This window comes from Nocardia sp. NPDC056064, from assembly GCF_042266925.1.
GTDB lineage: Bacteria > Actinomycetota > Actinomycetes > Mycobacteriales > Mycobacteriaceae > Nocardia.
On the sequence record NZ_JBHJWO010000001.1, the window covers coordinates 2,419,262 to 2,436,046 of the forward strand.

Consider the following 16,785-nt stretch of genomic DNA (forward strand, 5'->3'; position numbering starts at 1 on the left):
GACGAGCCGCCGGAACTGTTTCCGGCGGCTCGTCCACGTCAGGCCCCGACCCGCGTCCGCGCGCTCGCCGCGGATTCGTCCCGCCCCCGCCGAGCCGTCGCCGGATCGGGCACCGGCACCGCGTCGAGCAGGCGGCGGGTGTACTCCTGAGCCGGTGCGGCGAACACGGCGCGCACCTCGCCGGTTTCGACGATCCGGCCCTGCCGCAGCACCACAACCCGGTCGGCGACCTGATGCACAACCGCCAGATCGTGGCTGATGAACAAGCTCGCGAAGCCGTATTCGGCGCGTAGGTCGGCGAACAGGTCGAGCACCTGCGCCTGCACGGAGACATCGAGGGCACTGGTCGGCTCGTCGGCCACCAGCAGCCGCGGCGCCAGGGCCAGCGCCCGCGCGAGCGCCACCCGCTGACGCTGCCCACCGGACAGCTCGCCGGGCCGCCGCTGCGCGTAATCCCGTGGCAGCCGGACTGATTCGAGCAGGTCTCCGACCCGCGAGCGCAGCAGCGCGCCCGAGGCCACCCGGTGCACCCGCAGCGGCTCCCCGATCGCGTCCTCGACACTGCGGCGCGGATCGAGCGAGGCGCTCACATCCTGATGCACCAGCGCGACGTGCTTGCGCAACCCCCGCAGCTCCCTCGGTGACAACCCCGCCAGCGAAACCCCTTGCAGGGTCACCGTTCCCGAGGTCGCGGGCACCAGCCCGAGCGCCGTGCGTCCGAGCGTCGACTTCCCCGACCCGGACTCACCCACCAGCCCGAGCACTTCGCGCGGCCCGAGATTCAGCGAGACATCCTGTAGCGCCGGGAATTCCGCGCCACCGTGACTGCCCGGATACACCACCGACAGCTCGTCGATCCGCAGCACATCCGCGTACTCGCGCTCCCCGGTGCCGCCACCCTTCTCGGCCACCACCGCGGGCCCTCGCAACACCACCCGCCGCAGCAAACCGCGAACCCCGGGTTCCACCGCGCCGGGCTCGCCCGACGGCCCATCATCTGCCGAATCCGCCGGTGCTACCGCACGATCCGACTCGGCTGCCGGGCGATCGTTGTCCACCTCGCCATCGGCGACCGCGGCACCGTCGGTCGGCCCCGCGCTCTGCGCGGCCACCCGGCCACCCACCGGCACGTCATCGCCGGCCACGCCGGCACTCTCGCCGTGCTCTGTACCCTCCGATTCCACAGACTCACCCGAGTCACCGATCGTCTCGGCCTCGGCCGACGGCACGGAATCGACCGCACGCACACCACCCCGCACCGTCACCGCGGGCAATCGTGGCACCGCGGCGAGCAGGGTGCGTGTGTACTCCTCGCCCGGCGCGGCGAACAGGCCGAACACCGTCTGCTCCTCGACCACGCGACCCGCGTTCATCACCACCACCCGGTCGGCGATCTCGGCGACCACACCGAGGTTGTGGGTGATGAACAGTGTGGCGGTGCCGCGTTCGCGTTGCAGGGTGCGCAGCAGGTCGAGGATCTCGGCCTGGACCGTCACGTCCAGGGCCGTGGTCGGTTCGTCGGCGATGAGCAGGGCCGGGTCGCCGGACAGGGCCAGGGCGATGACCACGCGCTGCTTCTGGCCGCCCGAGAGCTGATGCGGGTACCAGTCCAGGCGCTGTTCGGGTTCGGGCAGGTCGACGGCGGCGAGCAGCTCGATCGCGCGGGCCCTGGCGGCCGCCTTGTCGGTGACGCCGTGCGCGCGCAGGGCCTGCGCGAGCTGGGTGCCGATCTTCTGCACCGGGTTCAGCGCGGTCTGCGGTTCCTGGAACACCATGGCCGCCGCGGTGCCGCGCAGCTCGCGCAGCGCCGATTCGGTGGCCCCGACGACCTCGGTGCCGTCCAGCCGGACCGAGCCCGTCGCGTGCGCGGTCTCGGGCAGCAGGCCCAGTACCGACCGTGCGGTGAGGGACTTGCCCGATCCGGACTCGCCGACCAGCGCGACCACTTCGCCCCGGTGGACCCGCAGGCTCACCCCGTCGACCACGGTGCGCGTGCCGAAGAGCACGGACAGTTCATCGATGTCGAGTACCGGTTGCGGCGCGGTGCTCATGCTGTTCTCCTTGCCCGGCCCAGGGCCTGGGCGATCAACAGGAAGCCGAGCGTCAGCCCGGCCACCACGGTCAGCGGCCCGATCGCCATCCACGGGTTGGCGTCGAGATTGGCGATCGATTCGCCGATGAGCGCGCCGAGCGAGGGCTGCGGCGGCCGCACCCCGATGCCGATGAAACTCATCGCGCCCTCGATGAACACCGCCATCGACAGCGACAGCGCGAACTGCACCCCGAGCGGCTCGAGCACATTGGGCAGCACGTGCTTGCGCAGTGTCCACCAGGTGTCGGCGCCGATCACCTCGGAGGCTTCGACGAAGGGCTGCTCGCGCACCGCGAGGACGGCGGTGCGGATCTGGCGGCCGAACAGCGGGATCTCGGTGGCCACGATGACGATCACCACCGCGTGCCAGCCGGGCCCGGTGATCGCGGCCAGCGCGATGGCGAAGATGAGCGCGGGGAAGGCCAGGATCAGGTCGAAGGCCCGCTGCACGGCCACATCGGCCCACGGGTTCACCGTGGCGAGCAGCCCGACCACCGAGCCGATCACCGCGCCGATCGGCACCGCGATCAGCACGATCAGCAGGTCGATGCGGATGCCGGCGAGGACCCGGGCGGCCACGTCGCGGTTCAGATGGTCGGTGCCGAGCCAGTGTTCGGCGCCGGGGCCGAGCAGGTTGGCGCCGGGGATCTGGGTGAGCGGGTCGTAGGAGGTGAGCAGTCCGGCGAAGACACCCAGCAGGGCGATCACCGCGATCAGCAGCACTCCGGCCAGCCCCTGGCCCTTGGTCAGGGCGGCGGACAGCCCCGCACGGCGCGGCGAATCCACCGGCGCCGGAGCGGTTTTCGTCGCGGTCATGCCTTTCCTCCGATCCGGACGCGCGGGTCGAGCCAGGCGTGGGCGATATCGGTGAGCAGCTGGATGGTGACGAACACCGCCACCGACAGCAGCAACAGCACCTGCATCACCGGATAGTCGCGGCGGCTGATGCCCTGCTCGATGAGCTGCCCGATGCCGGGCCAGACGAAGGCCGCCTCCACCAGCACGGCCCCGCCCAGCAGCTGCCCGGTCTGCAGGCCGAGCACGGTGAGCATGGTCGGCAGCGCGTTGCGCAGCGCGCCCCTGGTGACGATCTCGCGGTGCGTGACACCGAGCGAACGGGCCGTCAGCACATACTGTTTGCCGAGTTCGGTGCGCAGCGATTCGGTGAGGAAGCGGGTCAGCGCGGCCGCCACCGGCAGCGCCAGGCAGATGGCGGGCAGCAGCAGGTACTGCACGGCGATATCGGGGCGGGCGATGAACCCGTCCGGCGGCACCCCACCGGCGGGCAGCACCGGAATCGCCACCGCGAACACCAGCACCAGCAGCGGGCCCACCACGAAGGTCGGCAGTGCCACCGCGACCGTATTGGCCGCGGCGACAACACTGTTGAGCCACTTGCTCGGCCACAGCACCGAGGCCAGCGAGACGACCAGGCTCACCACCACCGCCAGCACCAGCGCGCTCACCGTGAGCACGAGGGTGTTGGTCAGGCCGCGGCCGACCAGATCGGTGATCTGCCCGCCGATGATGTAGGAGCGGCCCAGATCGAGGGTGAACAGATCGCCCAGCCAGCTCAGGTACTGCACCGGAATCGACCGGTCCAGCCCCAGCTGGTGGCGGATGGCGGCGATCGATTCCGGGGTCGCGTCGTTGCCCGCGAGGATGGTGGCCGGATCGCCGGGCACCAGGCGCAGTACCAGGAAGATCAGCACCGAGGCGCCGAACAGCACCAGCAGCGCCGAGGGCAACCGGCGCAGCACATAGCGCGTCATGACAGGAAGGTGTCGGTGAGCAGGGTTTCCCTGCGCTTGGTCCAGCCGAATCCGTGCACCTTGTTCGACCCGGCGAACTGCTGGTAGCGCACCCCGATCTCGATCAGGAACAGGCCCTCGAGCAGCTGGTCGCTGACGGCGTGGAAGGCGCGCACGGCCTCGGGCCCGGTGCCCTGCGGCAGCTTCCAGGCCGCGTCGGCGGCCGCGGTGTAGGCGGGCGAGTCGTAACGGGAGGCATTGCGCCGGGCGTTGAACGGGTAGGCGCTCACCGTCAGCGTCGAGGGCACGAACTGCGCCCACGAGTGGTCGGTGACCCACAGGCCGCGGAACTGCTGGCCGGTGAGCTGCTTGACGAAGGTGGCGCCGTCGACCGGATCGAGGGTGACCTCGATGCCAGCCTCGGCCAGGTTGGCCTGCACGATCTGGGCGAGTTCGTCGTAGCCGGGGGCGAAGGTCAGCGGCAGCACCGGCGGCTTACCCACCTGCGTGACAAGCTCTTCCGCCTTGCCGACATCGCGGCTGTAGCGGGTGTTGCGCGACTCGTCGTAGGCGGGCGAGTTCTTCGGCCACGGCACATTGAGCGGGTAGCCCGAGCCGCGGAACACCTCGGCGATGATGCGTTCACGGTCCAGCGCGAAGGCGATGGCCTGGCGGATGCGCACATCGGCCAGCGCGGGCTCGGTGACGTTCACGCCCACATACGCCTGCAATTCGGCACCCTCGAGATCGTGCACCTTGTACCCACCGGACTTGGCCAGGTTCTCGGTGTCGCGATAGTTGAGCTCCCTGGCCAGCGAGATCTGGCCGGACTTGAGTGCATTGAGCAGGGCCTGGGGGTCGGCGATGATCGAGACCTCCACCCGGTCCAGGTACGGCCGGTCGGGCACCCGGTAGGTGGGGTTCTTCTCGAAGACGATCTGCGAGTTCGGGATTCGCTGCACGTATTTGAACGGACCGGTGCCGATGTACTTCTCGCCGCTGCCGAGCTGGTCGATGCTCTCGCTGTCGAGGATGGGCACGGTGTCGAGCAGGTCGTAGACATTGCTGAGCGGGTGCGCGAACTGCAACGTGATCCGGGTCGGCGAGACGATGTCGAAGCCGGTGACCGCCGCGGCGCTGCTGCGCAGCTGCGCCGACCACTTGGCGTCGGCATAGGTGCGGATCGAGAACTCCACGTCCTTGGCGGTGAACTGGCGCCCGGAGTGGAAGGTGACGTCGTCGCGCAGGTCCAGGCTCAGCGAGCGGCCGTCGGCGGCGAGCTGCCACGACTTCGCCAGCAGCGGTTGCGGTTCCAGCGTGTCGTTGCGGTAGCGGATGAGCGATTCGTAGACCAGGCCGATCAGCACCGGGGTGGCGCCGGTGTTGGTGAGCAGGTTCGCCGGGGCGAGGTCGTCGCGGATGCCCACCTTCAGCGTGCCACCGCGCACGGGGGTGGCGTCGTCACCGCCTGCCTTCTGTTCCTGGACGGCCGAGGTGCACGCCGCCAGCGCCGCGCCACCGAAGATGGCGGCGGCGGCGATCCCGCCGGCGCGCAGGAAGTTACGGCGGTCGAAGCCGCCGGGGGTAGAGCTCATCGTGAGGATCCTCGAGGATTCGGCGCGCACACACGCACCGGCAGGGCGGGGGAACAGTCGGCTCGACACGGCCGCACACCGCGGCGGGTCAGCCGCGCGGGACGCGACACGAACAGCAGCAGGACGGGTCCTGCGTGCGCTCCTCGCGGGGAGCGGCGGGCTGGTTCGTGGGCATGGCTGGAACGCTAACAAGGTGTGCCCGGGGCGGTCACCGATTGCGCGCACCGTGCATATAACCCTGGTGACCTGCGGGGATTCCGCATTTACTGCGAGTATGCCAGTCCCCTCCCATGCCCGTGGTTACGAATCCTTCGGCGGCACGGCCGCGCGCACGTCCGCCGGGTCGTCCCCGCAGTGGACCTCTCCGCCGACCGCGCCCGCCGGTGCGCCCAACATCGTCGTCGTCCTCGTCGACGACATGGGTTACAGCGACATCGGCCCGTTCGGTTCCGAGATCGAGACCCCGACGCTGGACCGGCTGGCCGAGCGCGGTGTGCGGCTGTCGAACTACCACACCACCCCGCTGTGCTCGCCCTCGCGCGCGGCGCTGCTGACCGGGATCAACTCCCACCGTGCGGGTTTCGGCTTCGTCGCCAATGCCGATCCCGGCTACCCCGGCCTGCGCCTGGAACTGGCCGACGACGTGCTCACCCTGCCGGAGATCCTGCGCGGCAACGGGTACGCCACCTACGCGGTGGGCAAGTGGCATCTGGTGCGCGACGCCACGATGAACCCGGCCGCGCACCGCGATTCCTGGCCCACCCAGCGCGGTTTCGACCGCTACTACGGTTCGCTGGAAGGCTTGAACTCCTTCTACTACCCGAATCAGCTGGTCTCCGACAGCTCGGTGGTCGATGTCGAGGAATACCCGGAGGGCTACTACCTCACCGACGATCTCACCGACAAGGCGCTGTCGTACATCAAGGACCTGCGCGCCCACGACGCCACCAAGCCGTTCTTCCTCTACTTCGCGCACGTGGCCATGCACGGACCGCTCCAGGCCAAGCCCGAGGATCAGGCCAAATACCGGGGCCGCTACGCCGAGGGCTGGGACGAGCTGCGCCGCAAGCGGTTCGCCGAGCAGCTCGCGCAGGGCCTGTTCCCGCCGGGCACCCAGCAGAAGCCGCGCAATACCGAACCGGGTTACGAAGCGGCGGAATGGGATTCGCTCTCGGCCGACGAGCAGCGCCGCTACGCCAAGTACATGGAGGTGTACGCGGGCATGGTCGACAGCATCGACCAGAGCCTGGGCCGCATCGTCGATCTGCTCGAGGACCTCGGCGAACTCGACAACACCATCATCGTGTTCACCTCCGACAACGGCGGCACCGCCGAGGGCGGCCCGGAGGGCACCCGGTCCTACTTCGCCGAGTTCGCCCACATCGACGATCCGGAGTGGATCGGCGACGTGCCGCACGACGAGGACCTGATCGGCACCGCGAAGCTGGGCGTGCACTATCCGCGCGGCTGGGGCCAGGCGTCCAACACCCCGTTCCGGTTCTACAAGGGCCAGACCTTCGCCGGTGGCGTGCGGGTGCCGCTGATCGTGTCGTGGCCGAAGGGACTGCCGCGCACCGAGGCCGACGCGGGCATCCGGCACGAGTACGCCTACGTCACCGACCTCGCCCCCACCCTGCTGGAGCTGGCCGGGCTGGAACGACCCAGCGTGCGTAACGGGCTGCCCGCCAAGGACTTCGACGGCGTCTCGGCCGCCGACCTGCTGCGCGATCCGGCCGCGCCGACCCGGCACACCGAGCAGTACTCGGAGATGACCGGTCACCGCGGCTTCTACCGCGACGGCTGGAAACTGCTCTCGCTGCACGAGGCCGACGCCGATATCGACGCACCGCACTGGCAGCTGTTCGACGTGCGCGCCGACCCCACCGAACTGCACGACCTGTCCGCGCGGTATCCCGAGAAGGCCGCCGAACTCGCCGCCGCCTGGGACGAATCAGCCTGGGCGAACACGGTGTTCCCGCTGCTGACCCGCGCCGACCTGTTCCGCCGCCGGCCCGAGGAGGCCCGCTTCGCCGCACCGGTCCGGCTCCTGCCCGGCACCCCCACCCTGGAGCGCTACCGCTCCCAGCGACTCATCGCCTACCGCGACTTCACCATCACCGCCGACCTGACCGGTCGACGGGTACCGGGGGCGACCCCGGCGATCGGCGCCACACCGAACACTGCGAGCACGTCCGGCAGCGCGGACGCGGCGGGCCGCAACGCCGATGCCGTCCCGGTGAGCGAGGGATTCCGTGCGGGGGACGAGGGTGTACTCGTCGCGCACGGTGATCCGCTCGGCGGGTACCTGCTCTATGTCGAGAACGACGAGGTCGTGTTCGGTGTCAACAGCTACGGCCGCTATGCCTCGGTGGCGGCCCCGCTGCCGAGCGGCACCAGGGTGATCACCGTGCGCGCGGCGATCCGGCCGCACCTGCGCTGGGACTTCGTCGTCGAAGCCGACGGGGTCGCGGTCGCCGAGCTCACCGATCAGGTGCAGCTCGTCGGCATGGCACCGTGGACCGGCATCTCGGTCGGCGTCGACGCGCGCGGCCCGGTGTCGTGGGACCTGCGCGAACGCCGCGGCTCCTTCCGCTACACCGGCGCGCTGCGGGCCGTCACCTACACCCCCGGCCCCATCCAGGTCCCGCAGACCACCATCGACGCCGTGGAACGGGAGGCGGAGTACGTCGCCGAGTAGACCCGCGCTCTCCGACCGCGAAGAACAGGGTCGGCCCCGGACACGGCCGCCACAGCGGGTGATCACCTGTCCGGGGCCGGGAGTAGCGGCCGGGTGGTGTCGGATACCGTTGACCAGGCACTACTACGGGGACGTTAGGTAAGGACGAGGATGGACGACAGCTCGCTCACCTGGGATGACGGAGCACTGCTCACCATCGACCAGCGCGGGTTGCCGCACGAGGTGCGCGAACTGCGCCTGGAGACCGTCGACCAGATCATCGACGCGATCACCACCCTCGCGATCCGCGGCGCCCCGGCGATCGGCATCGCGGGGGCCTTCGGTGTGGTCATCGCGACGCGCGCCCACACGACCGGTCCGGCGGACAGTGGTGCGGAGGCAGGCTCGACGGGCGTGGTCGATGTGGCCGCGGTGCAAGCCGAGGCGGATCGGATCGCGGCGGCCCGGCCGACCGCGGTGAATCTGATGTGGGCGGTGCAGCGGGTGCGGGCCCGGATCGCCGACGGTGCCGATGCGGTGCTCGCCGAGACTCTGGACCTGCTGGCCGAGGACGGCCGGGTGAACCTCGCCGCCGCCACCCACGCCGCCGACCTGGTGCAGCGCCTGTGCGGTGACCGGCCGCTGCGCCTGCTCACCCACTGCAATACCGGTCGCCTGGCCACCAGCGCGGTGGGTACCGCGATCGGCGCGCTGCGGGTGCTGCACGAGCGCGGGGCGGTCGCCGACGTGATCGTCGACGAGACCCGCCCGCTGCTGCAGGGCGCCCGGCTCACCGCCTGGGAACTGGCCGAGGCGGGCATCCCGCACCGGCTCACCATCGATTCCGCCGCCGCCTGGGCCATGGCCACCGGTCAGGTCGACGCGGTCCTGGTCGGTGCCGACCGGATCACCGCCAACGGCGACGTCGCCAACAAGATCGGCACCTTCGCCCTGGCCCTGGCCGCCCGCCACCACGGCATCCCCTTCGTCGTGGTCGCCCCCGAATCCACCCGTGACCCCGCCATGGCCACCGGCGCGCAGATCGTGGTCGAGCAGCGCGCCGCCACGGAGGTCACCGGATTCGGCGGCGTCGAGACCGCCCCGGCAGGCACCGCCGTGTTCAACCCGGCCTTCGACGTCACCCCGGCCGACCTGGTGACCGCCGTGGTCACCGAAACCGGTGTCGTCTACCGCAATGCGGACCGCTTCGACGCGAACGGCCGCGCTGTCGCCACCCCCGCGGACGTGACGGCGTCGGTCACCACGCAGGCCGCCACCGCGACAACCACCGGTGCCACAGACTCCGGCGTCGAGGCGGCCGGGGCGATCGCCGCCATCGCACGGCAGCTCTACGGGCGCGGGTGGATGCCGGGAACGGCGGGCAATATCTCGGTGCGCGTGGCCGACGACGCCCTGGTCACCGCCAGCGGCCTGTCCAAAGGTGAACTCGGCGAAGAGGATATGGTGCGCGTCGCCATCGCCGATACGACCGCGCGGCCGGGACAGCACCGGAAACCCTCCGCCGAGACCAGCATTCACACCGCCGTCTACCGCACCACCGGCGCGCGCGCCGTGGTGCACGTGCACTCCCCCTTCGCCACCGCCTTCGCCACCACGGCCGTGCCCTCGGCCGAGCAGGTGCGCATCGTGCCCGTCAGCGGTTTCGAACTGCTCAAGGGTTTCGGTGTGGCCGACCCGTCGGCCGTCGGCATCCCGGTGTTCCCGAACTGGCCCGACGTGCCGCGCATCGGTGCCGACATCGAAGCCTTCCTGCGCGAGAACCCTTCCGCCCCACCGATTCTGTGCATCACCGGGCACGGCATCACCACCTGGGGTGACACTCTGTCCCAGGCGCGCGATCGCGCCGAATGCCTGGAAGCCCTGTGCGAGTTGATCGCCCGCACCGGGCGCACCACCGCTGCCTTGCCTCCCGAGATCGGATAGACACATGACCCTGCTGCAAGTGATGGCCGCCGGCGACGCCACCGAGGTGCGCGTGCGCACCACCGACACCGCCGAGATCGGCACCGAACTGGCGAAGCACGGCATCGCCTACTCGCACTGGCCCGTGCTCGACGACGCCGCCACCACCGACTCCGAGACCCTGCTGGCCCACTACGCCCCGCAGATCGCCGAACTCAATGCCTCGGGCCGGTACCGGCACATCGACATCGCGCGCATCCACCCCGACGCCGACAACCCCGACTGGCCCGCCACCGCCGCGGGCGCGCGCGCCAAGTTCCTCGACGAGCACCGGCACGCCGAGGACGAGGTGCGCTTCTTCGCCGCCGGTCGCGGCTGCTTCTACCTGCACCTGGGCGAGGCCGTGCTGGCCACCGTCTGCGAGGCGGGCGATCTGCTCTCGGTCCCCGCGGGCACCCTGCACTGGTTCGACATGGGCACCACCCCCGATTTCATCGCCATCCGCTTCTTCGAGGAGGCCGACGGCTGGATCGGCGACTTCACCGGCGACAAGATCAGCGCGGGCTTCCCCACCCTCGACGACCTGCTCGCCGCCTCGTGACCCGGGCGATCGTCCTCGACATCGAGGGCACGACCAGCCCCACCGATTCGGTTCGCACCGACCTCTACGGCTACACCGCCGCCCGGCTGCCCGCCTGGCTGGCCGAGAACATCGGCGGCGCCGCCGATCCCGTCCTCGCGGGCACCCGCGAGCTCGCCGGTGAGCCGGACGCCGACCCGGAGCGCGTCGCCGAGATCCTGCGTGGCTGGCTGGAATCGGATGTGAAGGCCGAACCGCTCAAGGCCGCCCAGGGTGCCATCTGCGCGCAGGGTTTCCGGGCGGGCGCGCTGCACGGGCGCTTCTTCGCCGACGTGGCGCCCGCGCTGGCCGCCTGGCACGATGCCGGACTCGCGCTGTACGTGTACTCCTCGGGATCGGAACGCAACCAACGGGATTGGTTCACCTTCGCCGAACCGGGCGACCTGTCCGGACTGATCGCGGGCCACTACGACCTGGTGAGCGCGGGCCCGAAACGCGAGCCCTCGTCCTACGACCTCATCGCCGAGAGCATCGTGGTGCCCGCCGCGGAGATCCTGTTCCTGTCCGATCATCCCGACGAGCTCGACGCGGCCGTCACGGCGGGCTGGCAGGTGGTCGGGATACACCGGCCCGGCGAGCCGAATCAGCCACGGCCGCCGCATGATTGGGTGAGCTCGTTCGCCGACGTCGACGTCACCGGACCTCGCCGATGACCCTGCCGGGAGCACCCGACGTCGACGCCCGGTGGATCCATCCGGCGCCCGCACTGCCCCTCCCGCCGCGTCCCCACACCGTGTTCACCGCGGTGCCGGGCACGGCCGCCCGGCTGGCGAACCAGGGTGCGCTCCGGGTCGCGTTGCGTCCGGGTCCGCTGTTCACGCTCGCCCTCGCGCTCGTCGTGCTGGTGCCGATGGCGGTCATCGGCGAGATGTGGCTGCTGGCCGTCGCGGCACCGGTGGTCGGCATCGGCACGCCCGTGCTCGGCTTCGTGACCGCCCGGCGGCGGCTGCGCCGGTCCTTCGACGTGATCTGCGCGCCGGGCGCGACCATGGCGGTCCAGCTCGGGCCCGACGCGCTCGATATCGGCGATGCGCACTCCTACGTGCGGCTGGACTACGAACGGATCAGCGCGGTCCGCACGTCGGGCGCGGTCGTGGTGCTGCAGGTGGACAACCGCCTGCGGCTCACCTTCCCGCGTGAACTGTTCCCCGCGCCGATGGCCGAGCACCTGCGCCACCTGATCTGGCATCGCGGCAATCCCCAGCACGGCGCTCCACCACCACTGCCGCCACTGCCCACCCTGCTGCACCCGCAGGCAGCGCTGGTCGCCGACGAGACCACCGCGCGCACCCTGTTCGCCGCGGAGATCCGCGAACCGCTCGCCCGGCCGGGGGTCCTGCTCCGGTTCGGATTCGGCGCCGTCGCCACCACCGGACTGATCGGCTGGCTGGTCGGGCCCGGCTGGATGGCGCTGCCGATCCTGATGTTCGCGATCATGGTCTACGGCACCGTCCGCGCGATCCGCAGGCCCGGGCCCGAGGCCGCGCGGACCGTCCGGCACGCGGTTCCCGGGTCGGTCCTGGCCACCCAGTTCGGCGCCGATGCCCTGGTCTACCAGACCCGGACCCATCTGCTGCGCACCCGCTACGCCGACATCACCACCCTCGCCCTGCGCCGGGACGTGGCCGTCGTGACGAACATCAGCGGCCTGACCGTACTCCCCCGCGAACTCGTGCCCGCGGACGTCGTCGCCCGGCTGCGCGAACTCGGCGTCACCGTCGTGGAGCGTTGACGCGCACCGTTTTTCAGCCGACGTGGGCGCGGACCGGTCCCAGCTTGCCGCGCTGCACCGTCGCGAACACCCGGCGGGCGTGGACCGCGACGGGACCGGTCGACCACGGGGCGAGCGTGGTGGTGAACATCAGTTCGCACCACGACAGCGCCGGGATCTCGCCGGCGGCCAGGGTGGCGATGAGCGAGAGTTCGGTGTCGTGGCCGAGCCAGGCGGCCACCAGCCAGGAGGCGTCGAGGCGGCCGAGGAACTCCGCGGCGTCCTCGGGCGGGCCGTGCGGGGTGTCGACGGCGAGATGGACGACCGCGGCCACGGCGTGACGCATCTTCGCGTCCATGCCGATCGCGTCGTGCAGCAGCAGGCTCTCCAGGGCCGAGCGCAGTTCCGTCCAGGGATCGTGAGCGTGTTCGGGCATGAGCGGCCTTTCCTGTGATTCGGTCTGCTGGTCGAGTCCACCGGAGATCGACCGGAGGGCCGGGGTCGCCTGCGCTTCGGCGGGTCGACCAGGCCGGTGAGCGGGCCCGCGGTCCAGTCCAGCCTGCCGAAGGCATGGCACCAGTCCAGTGCCGGATTGTCGTCGGTGACAATGATGTCGAGCGCCAGCCCGGCCATCGACGCGGTGCAGGCCAGGGTGACCACGTCGAGTCCCGGCTCACTCACCGTCAGATGCAAGGTGGCCCCCGACAGCGCGAGGTCTTCGCCGGCGCGCCCGGCCAGCCAGATCGCGCGACCCGCCGCGCCCATGGTCGCGGCGAGCCGGTCGCCGCGTGGATGATCGGTATCGGCCTCGACGAAGGGGCCGTACCAGAGCGCTCTCCCCTCCGCGTCGCAGACCGCGAATGTGTCCGACACGCTGTCACCCGCCGCCGCCAGACTTATGTGAGCGTCCTGCCCCTGCTCGGTCACCCTCATCTGTGTTCCCCGTTTTCCGATTCGAGATGAATATCGGTGCACTTCTCATCCAATCGACCAGGAACACTCTTGTCCACCGGGACCCGGAAACCGTCGTCCCCCGGTGAGGTACCACCACCGGCCAGTGAAAACACCCCTCCGGAACTACACGCAACAGGCGGTCACATATTCGCCGCAACCGGACCGCACACCCCGCCGGACTTGTATGTTTCGGCCATGCCTTTCGTGCACTCCGATTCGGTGAACATCCATTTCCGCACGGGCGCCGTCCACGGCCCCACCGTGCTGCTGGCACACGGATTCCTGATGAATCAATCGATGTTCGATCCGATCCGGAGAATACTGGGGCACACCGATATCAATGTGGTCACCTGGGATGCGCGCGGGCACGGCCGCACCGGGGACACACCCGCATTCGACTATTGGGATCAAGCCGCCGACGGATTCCGCGTACTGGACGCGCTCGGAATCGAACGCGCGATCGTCGGCGGAATGAGCCAGGGCGGATACACGGCATTACGGATGGCCTTGAGTGCGCCCGAACGCGTGTACGGGCTCGCCCTGCTCGACACCGAAGCCGGGGCCTGCACGCCCGACGAGGCGGCCGACTACGAGGGCTTCTTCGATGCCTGGTGTGGGACAGGCGAATTGGCACCCCTGGCCGAAGGGCTCGCGCCCCGGCTGATCGGCGGCGACGATCCGGCGATGTGGCGGCCGTGGATCGACCGGTGGCTCGCGGCCGACCGCGCCGCGATCCGTCCGGCGGCGCGGTGCCTGATCGACCGCGATTCGGTGCTCGAGCGCCTGGGTGAGATCCGGGTGCCCGCGCTGGTGCTGCGCGGGGAGCACGACCAGAACAGCACCACCGGCAAGTGCGCCCTGCTGGCGGCCGGGCTGCCCGGCGCCGGGGCCGTGCGCACCGTCGCGGGCGCGGGCCACGGCGCCGCGCTGACCCACCCCGAGCAGGTGGCCACCATGCTGGCGGGGCTGGTGTCGGCGTGCGTCCCGCAGCCGGTGCCGGTCGCCGGGAGGTCAGCGGTTCCCGCGGCGGGTGGTGCGGTAGGCGGCCGGGGTCACGCCGTATTTGGCGCGGAAGGCGCGGGAGAGCTGGTCGACCGTGCGGAAGCCGCAGCTGTCGGCGATGTCGCGCAGGCCGCGGGTGCCGTCGCAGAGCGCGCTCGCCGCGGCGGCCAGGCGGCGGGTGCGGATGAGTCGCGCGACCGAGGTGCCCTGGAGTTCGAACGCCCGGAACAGGGTTCGCCTGCTCACATGTAGCCTGCCCGCGACCGCGTCCGGGTTCAGCGCCGGGTCCGCGAAGTTCCGGTCGATGAAGTCGGCCGCGCGCCGGCGCAGCACGTCCTCGGCCGTCAGTTCCCTGGTCGCGTCGGTGAGATCGCGTTCGAGCAGCGCGACCACCGCCGCACGGAACAGGATCTCGTCGATGCGCGCGACGATGCGCAGATGACCGGGCATGGTCGCACCGCAGGTGAGGTCCCGCGCCACCGTGAGAACCGACATCGCGGCGCGCGACAGCGGCCAGGAGCGGCCGCCCGCCGCCGGGGCGTCCAGACCCCACGCGGCCAGGGAACTCACCGGCAGATAGAGGTAGAGCACATCGGTGGCCGCGGTGTCGCCGCGCGCGAGGACCGACCGGAACGGGCTGTCCAGGCACAGCGCGAACGCCTCCCCCGCCACCGCGGTGGACCGGTGCCCCTGCTGTTCGAGCGTGACCCGGCCCGCCAGTACCAGTCCCAGCTGCAGGTATTGGCTGTAGTGGTCCTCGGCGCCCGCGGCGTCGCGCTCGGTGACGATGTCGGAGGTGCGCAGCCGGGCGACCAGCACCGCGCCGGTGCTCGCGGTCCAGAGCGTGGCGGCGAAATCCTCACCGGCCCGCAGGTGACAGCCGAAGGCCACCCGCTGCAGATCACGCGACCCGCTCAGGTTCACCCCGCGCCTGTCGGGCGGGCACAGCGGTTCCAGCGGGCAGGTGGCCTCCGGCCGCACCGATTCGCTCATCGATTGCCTCGCCCCGAACGACACCGCGCCGTTGCGTACCCGGCGGCCCGGCTCCCCCTCCGCCCGGCCCGGACGGCGGCCACCGTGTTCGGCGGCGATTGTGTGCGCGTCTGTTCCGCTGTGCATATCCCACCTCCGCGCAGGGGTGCCTCGGCGCCGGAGACGGACCGCGAAATCACTGATCCGTCACCGGTCGAACACACCCGTCGACAACTGGAACTGCTCTCGAAACACGAAGGATAACAGCGGAATTCGCGTACCAGGGACGGCCCGTGAATCGCGCGCACGACACTCGCATTCCGTGCCAGGTTCGCCGGGATGTCGTGCCAGGACGGCGCGGGCGGCCCGGGCGATCGGGCGCCACGAAGACCGTTCCCGCCTGCCGATATCGGTCCACCGGCAAGCGTCGCGGCGGCGCGTCGACGGTTTGCCCGAGCATTGCGCCGCCCCCGGCCCGCGACCTACTCTCGATGCCGTTGTCGCCCTTACGGTTCCGTGGTCGACGGTCGCGACATTCCGCACGAGTTCTCTGGTGATATTCCGGCGCGCATCATCGCCCCTCGACGACGAAGGACTACCGAGACATGCTCTGGGAAGCACTGCTGTGGGTGATCATGGTCGCCGGACTGGCCGGGACCGCCGCCTATCTGCTGCGCAAGCGCGGCAACGGTCGCGACGACGACGCCACCAACGAGTCGGTGGGCCAGGTGTTCACCCTCGTCGCGGGCCTGCAGGTGGTCCTGGCGTCGTTTCTGCTCATCGGCGTGCTCGATGCCAATGCGGGCGCGGCGAAGGCGGCCTCGGACGAGGCGGATCGACTGCTCGCCCTCCAGTGGGCCGGTGACGCGTTGCCGGAGCCGGCCCGCGGCACCATCACCACTGCCGTGCACGGCTACACCGGCGAGGTGATCGAGGTGGAATGGCCTGCCATGTCCTCCGGGGCGCCGGTCGACGATACGGCGTGGAGCAGGCTGTCGGCGGTGCGCACCGCCATCGCCACCAGTCCCGCCACCGACGAATGGCAGCGATCACGTCAGATCGCGGCGGCCGATCGGCTGTGGGAGGTCTACGAGGCCCGCCAGGCCAGGATCGAGGCGGCGGGTAGCGCGTTGTCGCCGATGATGTGGCTGGCACTGGCACTCGGCGCGATTCTGTCGGTGGGCCTGTCGCTGCTGTTCGCGGGCACCAGCGCACGCGTGCATGTCGCGGTGGTGGCCAGTTTCGCCGCGGTGGTGACGTTCATGATCTTCACCATCTTCGAACTGCAGAATCCCTACGGCCGGGCCGCCGCCGTCGGCCCGGCCGCCTTCGACGCCGTGCTGGCGCAACTGACATGAACGGGCCGGGGCGCAGGGTGATCTGGGTGGGCCTGCTGGCGGGCGCGGGCCTGGTCGTGCCCGGATCGGTCGGTACCGTGTCCGGCGGGCAGGCGATCGCCGCCCCGGCG

At 70.7% G+C, this 16,785-nt stretch carries 12 protein-coding genes and 1 pseudogene; 7 read left to right on the forward strand and 6 right to left on the reverse strand.

What is annotated here, in order from left to right; translation table 11 throughout:
- Positions 1–38: 38 nt before the first annotated feature.
- The 4 genes from ACFC06_RS11065 to ACFC06_RS11080 are packed head-to-tail and all read right to left on the reverse strand — an operon-like array spanning position 39 to position 5,438.
- Positions 39–2,051: a dipeptide ABC transporter ATP-binding protein gene (locus ACFC06_RS11065; protein ID WP_375929601.1), complete on the reverse strand. Its 2,013-nt coding sequence runs from the start codon at positions 2,049–2,051 to the stop codon at positions 39–41.
- Complete coding sequence (locus tag ACFC06_RS11070) at positions 2,048–2,908, reverse strand: ABC transporter permease (protein WP_375929602.1); 861 nt, start codon at positions 2,906–2,908, stop codon at positions 2,048–2,050. The genes ACFC06_RS11065 and ACFC06_RS11070 overlap by 4 nt, the downstream gene beginning before the upstream one ends.
- Entirely contained in the window at positions 2,905–3,864 is a 960-nt protein-coding gene (locus tag ACFC06_RS11075) for an ABC transporter permease (protein WP_375929603.1), read from the reverse strand. The genes ACFC06_RS11070 and ACFC06_RS11075 overlap by 4 nt, the downstream gene beginning before the upstream one ends.
- Positions 3,861–5,438, reverse strand: coding sequence for an ABC transporter substrate-binding protein (locus ACFC06_RS11080; RefSeq protein WP_375929604.1), 1,578 nt, complete (start codon positions 5,436–5,438; stop codon positions 3,861–3,863). Before ACFC06_RS11080 ends, ACFC06_RS11075 begins: the two co-directional genes overlap by 4 nt.
- 274 nt (positions 5,439–5,712) lie before the next feature.
- Between ACFC06_RS11080 and ACFC06_RS11085 the strand changes: the two genes are divergently transcribed.
- The 5 genes from ACFC06_RS11085 to ACFC06_RS11105 all read left to right on the forward strand — a co-directional run bounded on the left by ACFC06_RS11085 (position 5,713) and on the right by ACFC06_RS11105 (position 12,410).
- Positions 5,713–8,136 carry an arylsulfatase gene (locus tag ACFC06_RS11085; RefSeq protein ID WP_375929605.1) on the forward strand — a complete coding sequence of 808 codons (2,424 nt, stop codon included), beginning with the start codon at positions 5,713–5,715 and terminating at the stop codon, positions 8,134–8,136.
- A gap of 150 nt (positions 8,137–8,286) precedes the next feature.
- Positions 8,287–10,059, forward strand: coding sequence for an S-methyl-5-thioribose-1-phosphate isomerase (gene mtnA / locus ACFC06_RS11090; RefSeq protein WP_375929606.1), 1,773 nt, complete (start codon positions 8,287–8,289; stop codon positions 10,057–10,059).
- Between the two features lie 4 nt (positions 10,060–10,063).
- Positions 10,064–10,639, forward strand: a complete 576-nt coding sequence (locus tag ACFC06_RS11095) for an acireductone dioxygenase (protein ID WP_375929607.1) — start codon at positions 10,064–10,066, stop codon at positions 10,637–10,639.
- Entirely contained in the window at positions 10,636–11,331 is a 696-nt protein-coding gene (gene mtnC / locus ACFC06_RS11100; RefSeq protein WP_375929608.1) for an acireductone synthase, read from the forward strand. The genes ACFC06_RS11095 and mtnC overlap by 4 nt, the downstream gene beginning before the upstream one ends.
- Complete coding sequence (locus ACFC06_RS11105; RefSeq protein ID WP_375929609.1) at positions 11,328–12,410, forward strand: hypothetical protein; 1,083 nt, start codon at positions 11,328–11,330, stop codon at positions 12,408–12,410. Before mtnC ends, ACFC06_RS11105 begins: the two co-directional genes overlap by 4 nt.
- A gap of 13 nt (positions 12,411–12,423) precedes the next feature.
- On the opposite strand, the gene ACFC06_RS11110 is transcribed toward ACFC06_RS11105, so the two are convergent.
- Entirely contained in the window at positions 12,424–12,825 is a 402-nt protein-coding gene (locus tag ACFC06_RS11110; protein WP_375929610.1) for a hypothetical protein, read from the reverse strand.
- A gap of 713 nt (positions 12,826–13,538) precedes the next feature.
- On the opposite strand from ACFC06_RS11110, the pseudogene ACFC06_RS11115 reads away from it, so the two are divergent.
- A pseudogene (locus ACFC06_RS11115) lies at positions 13,539–14,282 on the forward strand (alpha/beta fold hydrolase); the annotation flags it as partial.
- Positions 14,283–14,354: 72 nt separating this feature from the next.
- Here the strand turns inward: ACFC06_RS11115 and ACFC06_RS11120 are convergent.
- Positions 14,355–15,464, reverse strand: coding sequence for a helix-turn-helix transcriptional regulator (locus ACFC06_RS11120; protein WP_375929611.1), 1,110 nt, complete (start codon positions 15,462–15,464; stop codon positions 14,355–14,357).
- Positions 15,465–15,922: 458 nt separating this feature from the next.
- On the opposite strand from ACFC06_RS11120, the gene ACFC06_RS11125 reads away from it, so the two are divergent.
- On the forward strand, positions 15,923–16,675 hold the full coding sequence (locus ACFC06_RS11125) for a hypothetical protein (RefSeq protein ID WP_375929612.1): 753 nt from the start codon (positions 15,923–15,925) through the stop codon (positions 16,673–16,675).
- Positions 16,676–16,785 lie beyond the last annotated feature (110 nt).

What these genes read in the sequence shown, in the direction of transcription:
- ACFC06_RS11125 (WP_375929612.1), top strand. Translation starts at nt 15,923, where the DNA reads ATGCTCTGGGAAGCACTGCTGTGGGTGATCATGGTCGCCGGACTGGCC.
- ACFC06_RS11105 (WP_375929609.1), top strand. Translation starts at nt 11,328, where the DNA reads ATGACCCTGCCGGGAGCACCCGACGTCGACGCCCGGTGGATCCATCCG.
- ACFC06_RS11110 (WP_375929610.1), bottom strand. Translation starts at nt 12,825, where the DNA reads ATGCCCGAACACGCTCACGATCCCTGGACGGAACTGCGCTCGGCCCTG.
- ACFC06_RS11120 (WP_375929611.1), bottom strand. Translation starts at nt 15,464, where the DNA reads ATGCACAGCGGAACAGACGCGCACACAATCGCCGCCGAACACGGTGGC.
- ACFC06_RS11070 (WP_375929602.1), bottom strand. Translation starts at nt 2,908, where the DNA reads ATGACCGCGACGAAAACCGCTCCGGCGCCGGTGGATTCGCCGCGCCGT.
- mtnA (WP_375929606.1), top strand. Translation starts at nt 8,287, where the DNA reads ATGGACGACAGCTCGCTCACCTGGGATGACGGAGCACTGCTCACCATC.
- ACFC06_RS11065 (WP_375929601.1), bottom strand. Translation starts at nt 2,051, where the DNA reads ATGAGCACCGCGCCGCAACCGGTACTCGACATCGATGAACTGTCCGTG.
- ACFC06_RS11095 (WP_375929607.1), top strand. Translation starts at nt 10,064, where the DNA reads ATGACCCTGCTGCAAGTGATGGCCGCCGGCGACGCCACCGAGGTGCGC.
- ACFC06_RS11075 (WP_375929603.1), bottom strand. Translation starts at nt 3,864, where the DNA reads ATGACGCGCTATGTGCTGCGCCGGTTGCCCTCGGCGCTGCTGGTGCTG.
- ACFC06_RS11080 (WP_375929604.1), bottom strand. Translation starts at nt 5,438, where the DNA reads ATGAGCTCTACCCCCGGCGGCTTCGACCGCCGTAACTTCCTGCGCGCC.
- ACFC06_RS11085 (WP_375929605.1), top strand. Translation starts at nt 5,713, where the DNA reads ATGCCAGTCCCCTCCCATGCCCGTGGTTACGAATCCTTCGGCGGCACG.